Source organism: Vreelandella neptunia, assembly GCF_034479615.1.
Taxonomy (GTDB): domain Bacteria; phylum Pseudomonadota; class Gammaproteobacteria; order Pseudomonadales; family Halomonadaceae; genus Vreelandella; species Vreelandella neptunia.
Genome location: NZ_CP140255.1, coordinates 3,055,534 through 3,068,538, shown reverse-complemented (window position 1 = coordinate 3,068,538; position 13,005 = coordinate 3,055,534). Strand labels below are relative to the sequence as shown.

The window sequence follows — 13,005 nt, the reverse complement described above, 5'->3', positions numbered from 1 at the left end:
TGCCCCTATACTTACGAAACGGTATAGGGGTGGCGTTTGGATGATGTTATGAGTCAGATCGATCCGAATCTTTTGGATAGACTTAAGGAGTTTGTGTCGGTCTCCGAACTGTCTAAAGATGGCCGGTTAAAGCTTCCGGCCGAAAGAGCGCTGTGTGAGCATTTTGATATGCATCGCTCGTCGGTTAGGAACGTCCTTTCTTTATTGCAAAGTCTTGGCTTCATCGAACGCAAGCAGGGGAGTGGTACTTTTCTTAAGATGCCCGAGCCTGTTTTTATCCAGCTCTATTTTGAGCTGGCGCTTAAGCTCAACTACATCTCCGTCGACCATCTTGAAACGGCTAGAGAGATGTTTGAAAAAGAGATCGTACAGGCGGCAGCTGTCAATCATCAGCCTCATGAGCTGAAAAGGCTTGAGTTGCTTTGCGAAAAAATCGTGACGTCATCCGATGTTCTTGAAGGGATTCAGGCGGATTATGAATTCCATGAACTGTTGGCCATTATGGCTAAAAACCCTGCCATATTGATTATTTTCCAAGGGTTATCATCGGTACTGAAAAAGGTGCTTCACCAGCGCAGGATTTTGGCCCGGCAGTCTAAAGAGGCACAAAAGAAAACTAACGAGACGCATATTGCTATTGTCGCAGCAGTTAAAACCCGTGACAGGGAGCTCGCGCGTCAAGCTATGCATGATCACTTTGAAACATGGAACCAGCAGACGATGCGCAGCTTTCCCAAAGCTGAGGATTCAAGTCTTTTTGCCGAGTAAGTGCTACTACTTAGCAGCAAAGAGCCTAAACGGCTATTTAATCAGGGGGTTCTTAAGCGTCAACCGTCTATAAATTGACTCAGGTAGCGAGCTAACATTCAGATTGCCCGCTACCTAAGTATCTCCACAGCTGTGGCAGTGGTTTATCTTAGCCCTTGAATCCTTTGATGGTTTTCCAAAGTCATTACCAACGCTGTAGCCGCTTCCTTGCCTTTGGCACGGAAATGGTCATAGAAAAAATCATGGTGTGTGCTGTGTTCATGGAAATGATGCGGCGTCAGCACGACAGAAAGTATGGGAATTTCTGTTTCCAGTTGCACCTGCATCATGCCCTCAACCACTGCTTGAGCAACGAAGTCGTGGCGATAGATGCCTCCATCAATAACAAAGCCCGCACCCACAATGGCGCTGTAACGACCTGTTTTGGCTAGCAACTTAGCTTGAAGAGGCACTTCATAAGCCCCCGCAACTTGGAATGTTTCTATTTGATCAGCGGAAAAGCCATGCTCGCTGGCAAGCTGAGCAATAAATGCTTCTCTGGCTTGGACAACAATATCGTGATGCCAAGACGCTTCGATAAAGGCAACGCGAGGGAATGAAGAAAGTTGGGTCTGATTCATGGTCATCCTAAGGGGATTGGTTACCAGAACCAGGGCATGAGGCATCCAATAGCACAGCACCCGCATGCGTTGGAACGCTACGGGTAATATCACTAGGAAACCTTCTCTTTTATCCGGACTATGACCGTCGGCTTCGGAATCTCACCGAATCTGCTGTCCTCAACCGTTAGGTGACACCTCTGGTTGAGCGCTCGTGGGCTTGTCCGCATCTATTAAGATATGGCATTACCACCGGTGGGGACTTACACCCCGCCCTGAGAAAGTTCGCCATTACTGGCGGTGGGTATTATACGCTTGCTGGAGGACTAACGGATACCGTTAGCATGACAAGAAAAGTTAATTCAGGATCACAGCTAAAAGCCGCTCCCAACAATAGGATCGGCCCGCCTCTGCCGCCCTAAAGCCCAAGTTGCTGATCCAGTGGTAGACTACGATGCTCTTAGCAGGTTAATTATTATCTCAGTGGGGCTAACTGGTGAGATATAGGGAGTCGATGTGAAGGGCGTCGTGTTGAATGCGGGGAGCGCAAAAGCGCTGACAATATCACTAACCGTTGGCGCCGTTGGCGGTACGCTGTTTCAACTGTCTGGTCTGCCTCTTGCGTGGATGCTTGGCCCTCTAATTGCTAACCTCGTGGTCTCTTCACAAGGTGTGAAGGTCGAAGTGCCTGAGCCACTGCGTAACGTATTTCTAGCCGTTATGGGGCTGGTGTTGGGTAGCCAAGTGACGCCGCAGCTGGCTCATCGCGTACTGGATTGGCCGGTTTCCGCTGCTCTCTTGCTGCTGGGAGTAGCCGTTTCCACCGCCGTAGCCGCTGCCTGGTATCGACGCTGCGGGTTTGATCCGGTGAGTGCCTGGTTTGGCGCCTCGCCTGGCGCGATGACGGCGATGATTCTGCTGGGCGAAAAGTGCGGCGGCGACCCCCAACGCATTGCGGTCGCGCAATCGCTGCGCATCATTTTAGTGATTCTTTTTTTGCCGCCGCTATTTTGGGCCTATGAGGGCGGAGGCGAGGGCATCGGTCCTGTTCATAGCAGTTTTGAACACGGCTGGATGCTTCTGATGATCCCGCTGCTGTTGCCGCTAGGACGCTGGCTGCGAATTCCCAGCCCTGCACTGCTGGCACCACTGCTAGTCGCTGCTCTATTATCCGGTGTTGATATTGCCAGTCTCGCTCTCCCGGAGTGGGGGATGAACCTGATGCTGTGGGTGCTGGGTAGTGCCATTGGTTCGCGCTTTCAGGGCATGACGCGAAAGCTTTTTGGACGCTATTTATGGCAGTCTGGCGTGGCGACGCTGTTAGCATTACTGGTACTGGCACTATTTGCCGAGTTGATTCACCAATTGCTAGGGGTGGGGCGCGATGTGGCGCTGCTGGCGCTGGCACCTGGGGGCATTGGCGAAATGGCTATTCTAGCCGTCGCGCTCAATATCGACCCGGTGTTTGTTGCCTTTCACCACCTGCTGCGCATGGTCACGCTGATGATCATTGCGCCTTTTTGGGCGCGCTGGCTGCTGCGCCACGCCACTTCTTAAAATCAAACTGATACATAAATAAGTTAACGTCTGTCACACCAATTCCAGTCACACCACCGCTAGTCACGTAAGGAAGCCTCATGCTATCGCGTGTTTTACAGCCGCTATTTCGCTACTTCGAAACGCGAGTTAACCCTTACCCGGAAGGCGAGGTTAAAACGCCGCCTAAGGGCTTAATGCCGTTTATTGTCCACTTTTCCCGTCCGATGCTACCACTGTTGCTGCTAATGACGCTGTTCACGGCGCTGGTCTCGGCGGCTGAAGTGGTTTTCTTTAGCTACATGGGGCAACTGGTCGATTGGCTGGGCAACGTTGAACGTGCAGGCTTTTGGACTGAAAACGGCCTGTGGCTTGCTGGCCTGGGGCTATTGCTGCTGATCGGTTTGCCGCTACTAGTGCTGATGCAGTCACTGGTCACCCATCAGAGTATTTTTGGTAACTACCCGATGATTGGCCGCTGGCTATCCCACCGCCATATGCTTAGCCAGAGCCTGGCCTTTTATCAGGACGAATTTGCCGGGCGGGTGTCGCAAAAGGTGATGCAAACGGCGCTGGCGATCCGCGAGACCGTCACCAAGGTGATGGATCTATTGGTCTACGCCATCGTCTATTTCACTGGCGCGGCCTACCTGCTGGGACGGGCGGATCTGTTGCTACTGATCCCACTGGGGCTGTGGCTGGTGGGCTACCTGGCGATCATGCGCTACTTTGTACCGCGGCTGCGTGATGTCTCCATGGCCCAGGCGGACGCCCGCGCCCAGATGACTGGACGCGTGGTGGACAGCTACAGCAATATCCAGACCATCAAGCTGTTTGCCGATACCGAGCGCGAGCAGCGCTATGCCAAAGACGCTATGGAAGGCTTTATGGTCACGGTTCACCGCCAAATGCGGCTGGTGACGATCATGAGCGTGGGGTTGACGCTGCTCAACACGGCGCTGTTGGTGGGCACTGCGGCCATGGCAATCAGCGCCTGGTACACGGAGGCGATTTCTCTGGGCGTTTTGGCGATTGCCATCGCGCTGGTGATGCGTATCCGTTTTATGTCTGACTGGATATTGTGGGAAGTCGCCGGCCTATTTGAAAATATCGGCACGGTTCAGGATGGCATGAACACCATCGCTCAGAAGCCCACGATCAACGATGCGCCCAATGCTAAAGCGCTTCAGGTTCCCCATGGCGAAATTGTGTTTGACGCGCTGCGCTTTCAATACGCCCAGGCGAAAGGGGAGAGTAAAAACGTCTTTGATGGGCTAAGCCTGACCATAAAGCCCGGCGAGAAAATCGGTCTGATAGGCCGTTCCGGAGCGGGCAAATCCACTTTGGCCAATCTGCTGCTGCGTTTTTATGACTTGCAAGGTGGGCAGATTTTGATCGATGGGCAAAATATTGCCGAGGTGACCCAAACCTCTTTGCGCCACCAGATTGGCATGGTCACCCAGGACACCTCGCTGCTGCACCGCTCGCTGCGTGACAATATCCGCTACGGCAGCCCCCATGCCAGTGACGAAGACGTTTGGAACGCGGTGTGCCGCGCCCATGCGGACACCTTTATCAATGATCTGGTCGACCCGACAGGGCGTCACGGCCTAGATGCCCATGTGGGCGAGCGCGGTGTGAAGCTTTCCGGCGGGCAGCGCCAGCGGATCGCGATCGCCCGGGTGCTGCTCAAAAATGCCCCTATTTTGGTTCTGGACGAGGCCACCTCGGCGCTGGACTCGGAAGTGGAGGCCGCCATTCAAGAGCAGCTGGATACGCTGATGGAAGGCAAAACGGTGATTGCCATCGCGCATCGGCTGTCGACCATTGCCATGCTCGACCGGTTAATTGTGGTGGATGAAGGGCGCATGGTGGAAAGTGGCACGCATCAAGAGCTGCTTGCACGCAACGGCATTTATGCCAGCCTGTGGCAGCGCCAGTCTGGTGGCTTCCTGGGCCTTGATATCGACGGCAACGGCCCCAATCCACAGTAGATACATACATCAATGTACATATTCGAACTGTACATACTGAGGTAACGATGAAAGCGATCAAACTGAATCAGCCCGGCGGTTTAGACGAGCTGGACGTTGTCGACATGGAAGCACCTGGTGAACCGGGCCCTGGCAAAATCCGAGTACGCCTACACGCCAGCTCACTGAATTTTCACGATTACGCCGTGGTTGCCGGGATGATTCCCACCGACGATGGGCGTATTCCCATGTCAGACGGCGCGGGCGTTGTCGAAGCCGTCGGCGAAGGTGTCAGTGAATTCGCGGTGGGCGATCACGTGGTTTCAACATTTTTTCCTCACTGGTTGGAAGGCCCGGCGCGTGTCGGTGATTTTCGCACTACGCCGGGCGATGGCGTGGACGGTTACGCTCGGGAGCAGGTTGTACGCCCGGTTGAGTGGTTTACCCATCAGCCCAAGGGCTATAGCCATGCGGAATCCGCCACCTTAACCACCGCTGGCTTAACCGCTTGGCGGGCACTGGTCGTCGATGGTGGCATTAAAGCGGGCGACAGCGTGCTGGTGCTGGGCACAGGCGGGGTATCCATTTTTGCTCTGCAGTTTGCCCGCTTGATGGGGGCACGTGTCATTGCGACCTCATCTTCTAATGCGAAGCTGGCGCGGCTGCGTGAGATGGGCGCCGAGCACACCATCAACTACAAAGAGACGCCTGATTGGGGTAAGCGCGTCAAAGAGCTGACCAACGGTGAAGGCGTTGATCATATCGTCGAAGTCGGCGGGCCAGGTACGCTGCCGCAATCCTTTGATGCGATTAAAATTGGTGGGCATATCGCCTTGATTGGTATCCTCACAGGGCGTGAGGGTGAGTTGCCGACGGCCAAGTTAATGGCCAAGCAGGCGAACTTGAAGGGCTTGATTGTGGGCAGTCGTCGCCAGCAGATCGAGATGATTCGTGCGCTGGAAACATTCGATATGCACCCAATCATTGACCGCGAATTCCCGCTTGCCGAGATCGCCGACGCTTTCCGCCATCAGGAGTCTGGCCAGCACTTCGGCAAGATCTGTCTGACGTTTTAAAACAGTTGGCTTACTTTCGAGGAAGTGAGCCATAGATAAGCAGTTTGCACGCCTTGCGCACTTGCCGGGCGTGCAAGTGAAGACTAGTCTGGCAAGCGGCTGTAGACCACACCCTTCACTTCAAGCTCTAATATTTCGTCATAGGGCACCATCACGCCTTCAACGTCACCCGGTGTGCGATGGCTGTTCTTAATCTCGGTTTCAGGTATCACCTTCACGCCCATTAGCCCAACGTGCTGGATTCTGGCGCTAAAGCGATTGCCCTCATGCTCAATCAGTAGCCGCTCACCGGCAATACACTTCTCGAGCTTGGCGTGGAGTTCTGCTTCGCTAACGTGGACAACACTCATTGCTTTCTCCTTTAGCTTTTGTCATTGCTCTCGCAATAAAATAATAGTCCGTTTTGTGCGCTAACTACTGTCTATAAAGACTTTACTTTAGACCATAAGTTCGTCCAAGAGGTTAGAAGCCTGGCGCGACATGCTAAAGTGAGTGCTTATCATCAGCCAGAGGGGAAGTTCATGGGGGAGCAGTCATCATCAGCCGACACGCCGCTGTGGGCGGTCGTCGAGCTCGATCAGTTTCGTACCCCTGAGCAGACCCAGGCAAGCCAATGGCGACGTTCGTTCCGCTCGATCTCGTCGTGGCTGGGGGGCAAAAAAGACGCTGAGCAGCAGGTAAAAGACGAAAGCGAGCTACGTGCGCTACCCGAGGTTAGGCTAGCACATTTAGTGCCGTCTATTGATTGGACTCCCGCGGCTAGAGCGTTGGGGCAACAGCTAGAAGGCCAGGATGCGCCGGTAACGTTCTTTATTACCACGCCCTACAGCGGTCATGCTTCGGTGGTAACTCATTGGGCTGAAAAGCATCATGTTGCCTGCTTAGCGCCGCCCACGCTTAGCGAAATAGCCGAGGGTAGCACTCAGTGGGTAGAGCAGTGTGTCAATCAACGAGAATGGGCCATTCCCGCTCTGGAACGCTATTTTTTACGCCACACCCAGGGTATTCAGGGCGTTCGAGAGTTTCTTGAGCGTGCTTTAAGTGGCCGTTTGGGTAAAGGTGTGATTGGTTGCGACAGCTGGACTTACGCTTTCCTTCATCGGGTGATCGGTCTCGATGGGGCGCCGGTGTTTACCCTTCAATCCATGGAGGGCGAGCAGCTGGCACGCTATTTTGCACAAATTGCGACCCATTCGGGGCAACCTCCGCCTGTTTACAGCACGCGAACCGGTAAGCAGGTGTTGTTCGACTCAGCATCTGAGCAAAAGAGTAAAGCGCCTAATAGAGAACTGCAGCGCTTAGCGGCTCACTGCCGCGGTCATATAGGTCTTGCATGGCACTACTGGCGCGAGCGGTTACGTGAGCCAAAAGCAGACGATGAAGAGGCCCTCTGGCTTGTGGATGCCCTAGCAGAGGCGGAGCTTGCCGTTGATACCGGCGATATCGCCACGCTGGTGCTACATGCGTTATTGGTTCATGGCGGACTGGATGACGACTCTCTGGGGGAAGTTCTGCCGTTTTCACACCATGAAGCACTCAATGCCCGTTTAGCGCTTCAGCGCAAAGGCATTGTTTCAAGCTGTGAAGGACGTTGGCAGATCGCACCGTTAAGCTACGCGAGCGTTCGTCAGTTACTAGAGTCGCGTAATTATCTAGTGGATCCTCTCTAAGCAGCCCGCTATAAGTGACAGGCCCGGGAGGGCAATCTATGGAAGAACAACAAAAGTACGCGCGACTGTTTAACGATATCGATAGCCAAGCGCTGATTACGTTGGGCGTAGTGCTGCTATCAACCATTGTGCTGATTATTGCCAGCCAGAGGGGGCTGAACTGGATCGGCAATCGAATGCATGGCCAAGTTCGCTTTCGTATTTTTGCTTTAGTGCCGATGACGCGCTTGCTGATATTAATGACGGCACTCGCCATCATCGTACCCACGATTATCGAGCCGTCGCTACGCAATATGGTGACCCTGTTGGGCGCACTGGGCTTGGCCATTGGCTTTGCCATGAAAGATTACGTGAGCAGCTTGATAGCGGGCGTTGTTTCAGCGGTAGAACTGCCTTATCGGCCCGGCGATTGGGTTCAAATTGAAGATACCTACGGCGAAGTCAAACACGTTGGCTTACGCACCGTAGACATCCAAACTCCTGACGATGATTTGGTCTATGTGCCGCATTTAAAGCTGTGGGATCACGCCGTTTATAATGCCAACAACGGCGGTACCAGCCTGCAGTGCGTAGCGAGTTTTTACCTTCACCCAGAGCACGAGGCAGGCTGGGTACGGAAAGCGCTGCGTGATGTAGCGCTGACCAGTGCCTACCTTAAATTCGACCAGCCGATCATTGTGGTGGCTGAGGAGAAACCCTGGGGCACCCACTACCGCATACGCGCCTATCCGGTGGATCCCCGTCAGCAGTTTTTGTTTATTACCGATCTCACCTTGCGCGGTAAGAAAGTGCTGAGTGCCGCGGGCGTGCAGTCAGCAATGTTGCCACCGGATGCGGCCTTGGATACCCGCAACGCTGTGGGGTCAGCTTACTCAAGAGGTAATGATTAGCTATCACTCTCTTCGGGTAATTCACCGCTGTGATAGACGTTTTGTACATCATCCAGTTCGTTGAGCATGCCCAGAAACTTTTCAAACATTGCCACGTCATCACCCTCTACCGGGGTGGTGGTTTGCGGCAGAAACTGGATCTCGTCTGCCTCGAAGTCAATCTCACCGAACGCGTCCAGTAGCGCCTGTTTGGCTTTAGCGTAGTCGGTGTGCGGGGCGAAAACGGTGATGCGCTCGCCCTCTTGCTCAATGTCGGTAACATCCACATCGGCTTCCATCAGCGCTTCGAGTACGGCTTCTTCATCGCTTCCGGTGAAGGAGAAGATAGCGCAGTGGTCAAACATATGGCTGACGCTACCGGGCGTGCCGATTTTGCTCTTGGTTTTGGTGAAGCAGCCGCGCACATCGCCAAAGGTACGGTTGGGGTTGTCGGTAAGACAATCGACAATCACCATCACATTGCCTGGACCGAAGCCTTCGTAACGTGCGGACGAGAAATCCTCGCCACCGGCACCACTGGCTTTGTCGAGCGCTTTATCAATAACGTGAGAGGGCACTTGGTCTTTTTTGGCCCGCTCCATTAGACCGCGCAGCGCCAGATTGCCATTAGGGTCGGTGCCACCAGCTTTAGCGCAAACGTAAATCTCGCGTCCATATTTGCTGTAGACCTTGGTCTTTGCATCGGCCGTTTTGGCCATGGATTCCTTACGGTTCTGAAAAGCCCTACCCATGTTGCCGTCCTATTTTTTCTAGACCTATGTTTTCTAGACCTATGTTTTCTATATACCCCGCGCAATGAGCGGCGGGGCGGATGTTTTCAAAAGAGCGAATAAATCGCACAGAGCGAAAAGAGTAAATTTTACCCAACAGCGTACCATGCTAACAGCGTTATTTAAGACGCTTACCGAAGTGTTGCTTGGCTTAGCGTATACTCACCATCATCGCTCATATTTTGATTTTGACCCTTCAAGGAGGAAAAGGCATGCCGTTAACACTCTGGCTATCACTCGCCGCGATTTGTGCCATGGGCGCTATGTCGCCAGGGCCGAGCCTGGCACTGGTGCTTCGCCATACGTTGGGTGGTGGGCGTTTTACTGGAGTGACCGCGGCAGTCTTCCATGCCTTCGGCGTAGGCTTTTATGCGCTCCTGACCGTTTGGGGGCTAGGTGCGATAATCGCTGGCTTTCCGCTGCTGTTCCAGCTGATTACTTGGTTCGGCGCGGCTTATTTGGCGTGGCTAGGGGTTAAAGCGCTGCGTGCCGGGAAAGCGGGTGCCTTGGAGCCTAATGCGATTGTCACTAGCCGAGGGCAAGCGGCCAAAGAGGGCGTGTTAGTGGCATTAGGCAACCCGAAGCTGATTCTGTTTTTTGTCGCGCTGCTGAGCCAGTTTGTGACCCCGGAGATGAGTGGACTGGCCAAAGCGATCATTGTGTTAACGGCAATGATCATTGACGGGGGATGGTACGTGCTGGTGGCGGTGGTGCTTTCCCACTCGCAGATTCTGCCCTGGCTACAGCGGCGTGCCCACTGGATTAACCGCATCACAGGCGTCCTGTTAATCGCGTTGGCGCTACGCGTGGTCGCCGGACCGCTGGTGTAAAAAGCATAGCCGTGGCATGGTGATAACCATGCCGTTTGGGGTTTTGTGGGGCCGAATGATGCAAATATACGACCAAGACTGCTATACCCACCAAGGGCTGCCGTTCAACTTACGTGCGCTGCGCGGCCAGGTGCTGCTGGTGGTGAACGTTGCCAGCCAGTGCGGTTTTACCCCGCAGCTCAGCGAACTCGAAACCCTTTTTCAACGCTATCGGGACCGAGGCTTCACCGTGCTCGGTTTCCCGTGTAATCAATTTGGCCGCCAGTCGCCGGAGAGCGCTCAAGCGTTTTGCCAGTTTGGGGAACAGCAGTTTGGAGTCAGTTTTCCGCTACTGGAAAAGGTCAATGTCAATGGCAGTGATGCCCATCCACTGTTTGTGCTGCTCAAGCGCGAGGCGCCTGGAGTCCTAGGCACACAGCTGATTAAATGGAATTTTACCAAGTTCCTGGTGGGGCGTGATGGCAAGGTGATTGCCCGCTTTGGGCCTCGCGACCACGGGCGTCCATTGCGTTTGGCTTTGGAAGAAGCCTTGGATCAAACTTACCCATAACCTTACAAGGCACTAGCCTTCTATACCTGCTCGCCCCGCGCGACTGCTATACGATTCATTAGCGCGTTCCAGCGGTGACGCACCATCATGGTCGTTAAGCCTGAAAACAGCGCCCAGCTTTTGCGGCGCCAGCCCTTCAGGCGCATGTTGTGATTGACCAACTGCTTCATCAGCTTATAGTCGTCAAATTGTCGCCACTCGCTGGCGATTGAAAGCTGGTGGCGAGACATCACCGGTGCCATTTCCAGGCGGAACATCCATTCGAGCTCGTTAAGGGTCATATCATAGCGCTCTACGACCTCGACCATACGCGCGTAATCGCGCTCGCTGGGTTCACGATCCAGCCACAGCGGGGCTAGCGCTAGCCAAAGATCGCCGCGTTCATCTACTAGCTGCTGTGCATTCATGATCGCCTCATGGGAAGTCGTTGCTGATATAAGTGCCGATATAAGTACTCTGGCAGCTATCGTGACGCGAATGCGCCCCGAGCTCAAGGGCGGATAGGAGCTCAAAGGGACAAGAGCACAGGAGCGGACAGAGCGCACGGAGATGGCTAGAATAGTCTCTATGAGTCATGACACTGCTATTTCAAATTCAAAAACTATGCCACAAACTATGCCAAAAGCTATGGCAAAACGGTGTCGCTAGTTATGATGTTGCCAGTTACGATATTAAAAGCTAAATCAATCCGATTAAGAGGTTCTCTGTGATTATTAAACCCAAAGTACGCGGCTTTATTTGTACCACTACTCATCCCATCGGCTGCGAGCAGAACGTTCGCGAACAGATTGAAGCGACCCGTGCTCGTGGTTTGGATAAGCAGGCTGGCCCAAAAAAAGTACTCGTCATTGGGGCTTCAAGTGGCTACGGGTTGGCAGCGCGCATCACAGCTGCGTTTGGCTACGGTGCCGACACCCTGGGTGTGTTCTTTGAAAAGCCTGCTACTGATAAGAAACCCGGCACCGCAGGTTGGTACAACAGTGCCGCCTTCGATAAGTTTGCCAAGCAGGAAGGGCTGTATAGCAAGTCGATTAACGGCGATGCGTTCTCCCATGAAGCACGGGAAAAAGCCATTGAACTGATCAAGCAGGACATGGGTGAGATCGATCTGGTGGTTTACTCACTGGCATCACCCGTTCGCAAGCTGCCGGATAGCGGCGAGCTTAAGCGCTCGAGCCTCAAGCCAATTGGCGAAACTTACCGCGCCACGGCTATCGATACCAATAAAGACGCGATTATCGAAGCAGAAGTAGAGCCAGCCACCCAGCAGGAAATCGACGACACCATTACGGTAATGGGGGGCGAAGATTGGGAACTGTGGATGGAAGCGCTTGACCAAGCGGGTGTGCTTGCTAAAGGTGCGCGTAGCGTGGCGTTTAGCTATATCGGCACTGAAATCACCTGGCCGATCTACTGGCACGGAGCGCTGGGTAAAGCCAAGGAAGACCTTGACCGCGCCGCAGCGGCTATCGACGCCAAGCTGAAAGAGACCGGTGGCGGTGCCAATGTGGCGGTACTCAAGTCGGTGGTCACCCAGGCGAGCGCGGCCATTCCGGTAATGCCGCTGTATATCGCCATGGTCTACCGCATCATGAAAGAGCAGGGCCTGCACGAAGGCACGATCGATCAGTTAAACCGTCTGTTCGGCGAGCAGCTCTACTCACCCCAAGGCAAGCGCGGTGAAATGGTAACTGATGAGGTAGGGCGCCTGCGTTTAGATGACTGGGAGTTGCGCGATGACGTTCAGCAAGCGTGCCAGGATCTGTGGCCGGAAGTGACGACCGAAAACTTATTCGAGATTACCGACTATGCTGGTTATAAGCACGAATTCTTGAAGCTATTTGGCTTTGAGCGTGATGACGTAGATTACGATGCCGACGTTAACCCAGAGGTTACGTTTGATGTCGTAAACCTGTAAGCCATTCATAGAGGCGGTAGCGCCGCCCAATTCGACCGGAACGCTGGAGGTGTTTATGGATACTAGGGAAAGCAAGACTCCGGAAGAAGAGAAGCAGCACATGATAAATGAGCGGATACCTGAGGATTATGAATCCTCAAAACCGCACCTACAGCCGGAGGCAAAGAAGCGACCAGAGGGGTTGTACAAGCTACTCCCGTTGGTGGTTATTATTCTCGGGGTGATTGTGGTTAGTATCGTCGTGTTAGGCATTATTAACCGCGGTAATTAGTACTTAACCATTCTTTCTTTTTGCCGGGCCTAGCGCCCGGCAATTTGCATTCATGCGTCACGTTTTTACTGCAGTGGTCATAACGCTGCCATCCTCTACGCAATTGGGTAAGATGATTGTCTATTTACGTCGATGGCGGTTCTTCATGCATCTT

14 protein-coding genes and 1 riboswitch are annotated in these 13,005 nt (G+C 53.7%); of the genes, 10 read left to right on the top strand and 4 right to left on the bottom strand.

Annotation, left to right across the window (positions count from 1 at the left end):
* Positions 1 to 48: 48 nt before the first annotated feature.
* Positions 49 to 768, top strand: coding sequence for a FadR/GntR family transcriptional regulator (locus tag SR894_RS14335; protein WP_133730010.1), 720 nt, complete (start codon positions 49 to 51; stop codon positions 766 to 768).
* A gap of 143 nt (positions 769 to 911) precedes the next feature.
* Here the strand turns inward: SR894_RS14335 and SR894_RS14330 are convergent, their stop codons facing one another.
* On the bottom strand, positions 912 to 1,388 hold the full coding sequence (locus tag SR894_RS14330) for a 6,7-dimethyl-8-ribityllumazine synthase (RefSeq protein WP_133730011.1): 477 nt from the start codon (positions 1,386 to 1,388) through the stop codon (positions 912 to 914).
* Between the two features lie 97 nt (positions 1,389 to 1,485).
* Positions 1,486 to 1,654: riboswitch (FMN riboswitch) on the bottom strand.
* A gap of 229 nt (positions 1,655 to 1,883) precedes the next feature.
* On the opposite strand from SR894_RS14330, the gene SR894_RS14325 reads away from it, so the two are divergent.
* The 3 genes from SR894_RS14325 (at position 1,884) to SR894_RS14315 (ending at position 5,952) form a co-directional block, all read left to right on the top strand.
* On the top strand, positions 1,884 to 2,924 hold the full coding sequence (locus SR894_RS14325; RefSeq protein ID WP_133730012.1) for an AbrB family transcriptional regulator: 1,041 nt from the start codon (positions 1,884 to 1,886) through the stop codon (positions 2,922 to 2,924).
* Between the two features lie 80 nt (positions 2,925 to 3,004).
* Complete coding sequence (locus tag SR894_RS14320) at positions 3,005 to 4,897, top strand: ABC transporter ATP-binding protein (protein ID WP_133730013.1); 1,893 nt, start codon at positions 3,005 to 3,007, stop codon at positions 4,895 to 4,897.
* A 47-nt stretch (positions 4,898 to 4,944) separates the two neighbouring features.
* On the top strand, positions 4,945 to 5,952 hold the full coding sequence (locus tag SR894_RS14315; RefSeq protein WP_133730014.1) for a zinc-dependent alcohol dehydrogenase family protein: 1,008 nt from the start codon (positions 4,945 to 4,947) through the stop codon (positions 5,950 to 5,952).
* Positions 5,953 to 6,035: 83 nt separating this feature from the next.
* On the opposite strand, the gene SR894_RS14310 is transcribed toward SR894_RS14315, so the two are convergent.
* The gene (locus tag SR894_RS14310; protein ID WP_022522484.1) at positions 6,036 to 6,302 is read right to left on the bottom strand and encodes a hypothetical protein; all 267 of its coding nucleotides are present in this window, start codon (positions 6,300 to 6,302) and stop codon (positions 6,036 to 6,038) included.
* Between the two features lie 171 nt (positions 6,303 to 6,473).
* Here SR894_RS14310 and SR894_RS14305 point away from each other — a divergent pair, with 171 nt between their 5' ends.
* Together SR894_RS14305 and SR894_RS14300 are read left to right on the top strand one after the other, a co-directional pair.
* On the top strand, positions 6,474 to 7,622 hold the full coding sequence (locus tag SR894_RS14305; RefSeq protein ID WP_133730015.1) for a hypothetical protein: 1,149 nt from the start codon (positions 6,474 to 6,476) through the stop codon (positions 7,620 to 7,622).
* 38 nt (positions 7,623 to 7,660) lie between these two features.
* Positions 7,661 to 8,512, top strand: coding sequence for a mechanosensitive ion channel family protein (locus SR894_RS14300; RefSeq protein ID WP_133730016.1), 852 nt, complete (start codon positions 7,661 to 7,663; stop codon positions 8,510 to 8,512).
* Here SR894_RS14300 and SR894_RS14295 read toward each other — a convergent pair.
* Complete coding sequence (locus SR894_RS14295; RefSeq protein ID WP_133730017.1) at positions 8,509 to 9,243, bottom strand: YebC/PmpR family DNA-binding transcriptional regulator; 735 nt, start codon at positions 9,241 to 9,243, stop codon at positions 8,509 to 8,511. The two genes, SR894_RS14300 and SR894_RS14295, sit on opposite strands and share 4 nt — an antisense overlap.
* Positions 9,244 to 9,494: 251 nt before the next feature.
* Here SR894_RS14295 and SR894_RS14290 point away from each other — a divergent pair, with 251 nt between their 5' ends.
* Both SR894_RS14290 and SR894_RS14285 read left to right on the top strand, forming a co-directional pair.
* Positions 9,495 to 10,112 (top strand): LysE family translocator, encoded by a 618-nt coding sequence (locus tag SR894_RS14290; RefSeq protein WP_133730018.1) that lies wholly within the window; start codon positions 9,495 to 9,497, stop codon positions 10,110 to 10,112.
* Positions 10,113 to 10,170: 58 nt separating this feature from the next.
* The gene (locus tag SR894_RS14285) at positions 10,171 to 10,662 is read left to right on the top strand and encodes a glutathione peroxidase (RefSeq protein ID WP_133730221.1); all 492 of its coding nucleotides are present in this window, start codon (positions 10,171 to 10,173) and stop codon (positions 10,660 to 10,662) included.
* 20 nt (positions 10,663 to 10,682) lie between these two features.
* Here the strand turns inward: SR894_RS14285 and SR894_RS14280 are convergent, their stop codons facing one another.
* Positions 10,683 to 11,069 carry a DUF7079 family protein gene (locus SR894_RS14280; protein WP_133730019.1) on the bottom strand — a complete coding sequence of 129 codons (387 nt, stop codon included), beginning with the start codon at positions 11,067 to 11,069 and terminating at the stop codon, positions 10,683 to 10,685.
* Positions 11,070 to 11,368: 299 nt separating this feature from the next.
* On the opposite strand from SR894_RS14280, the gene fabV reads away from it, so the two are divergent.
* Positions 11,369 to 12,580: an enoyl-ACP reductase FabV gene (fabV, locus tag SR894_RS14275; RefSeq protein WP_133730020.1), complete on the top strand. Its 1,212-nt coding sequence runs from the start codon at positions 11,369 to 11,371 to the stop codon at positions 12,578 to 12,580.
* 55 nt (positions 12,581 to 12,635) lie between these two features.
* On the top strand, positions 12,636 to 12,851 hold the full coding sequence (locus SR894_RS14270) for a hypothetical protein (RefSeq protein WP_133730021.1): 216 nt from the start codon (positions 12,636 to 12,638) through the stop codon (positions 12,849 to 12,851).
* Positions 12,852 to 13,005 lie beyond the last annotated feature (154 nt).

Bases quoted from the DNA above. Each gene is read 5' to 3' on its own strand.
- SR894_RS14305 (WP_133730015.1), top strand. From the start codon at position 6,474: ATGGGGGAGCAGTCATCATCAGCCGACACGCCGCTGTGGGCGGTCGTC.
- SR894_RS14280 (WP_133730019.1), bottom strand. From the start codon at position 11,069: ATGAATGCACAGCAGCTAGTAGATGAACGCGGCGATCTTTGGCTAGCG.
- SR894_RS14335 (WP_133730010.1), top strand. From the start codon at position 49: ATGAGTCAGATCGATCCGAATCTTTTGGATAGACTTAAGGAGTTTGTG.
- SR894_RS14285 (WP_133730221.1), top strand. From the start codon at position 10,171: ATGCAAATATACGACCAAGACTGCTATACCCACCAAGGGCTGCCGTTC.
- SR894_RS14300 (WP_133730016.1), top strand. From the start codon at position 7,661: ATGGAAGAACAACAAAAGTACGCGCGACTGTTTAACGATATCGATAGC.
- SR894_RS14295 (WP_133730017.1), bottom strand. From the start codon at position 9,243: ATGGGTAGGGCTTTTCAGAACCGTAAGGAATCCATGGCCAAAACGGCC.
- SR894_RS14310 (WP_022522484.1), bottom strand. From the start codon at position 6,302: ATGAGTGTTGTCCACGTTAGCGAAGCAGAACTCCACGCCAAGCTCGAG.
- SR894_RS14290 (WP_133730018.1), top strand. From the start codon at position 9,495: ATGCCGTTAACACTCTGGCTATCACTCGCCGCGATTTGTGCCATGGGC.
- SR894_RS14320 (WP_133730013.1), top strand. From the start codon at position 3,005: ATGCTATCGCGTGTTTTACAGCCGCTATTTCGCTACTTCGAAACGCGA.
- SR894_RS14330 (WP_133730011.1), bottom strand. From the start codon at position 1,388: ATGAATCAGACCCAACTTTCTTCATTCCCTCGCGTTGCCTTTATCGAA.
- SR894_RS14270 (WP_133730021.1), top strand. From the start codon at position 12,636: ATGGATACTAGGGAAAGCAAGACTCCGGAAGAAGAGAAGCAGCACATG.
- SR894_RS14315 (WP_133730014.1), top strand. From the start codon at position 4,945: ATGAAAGCGATCAAACTGAATCAGCCCGGCGGTTTAGACGAGCTGGAC.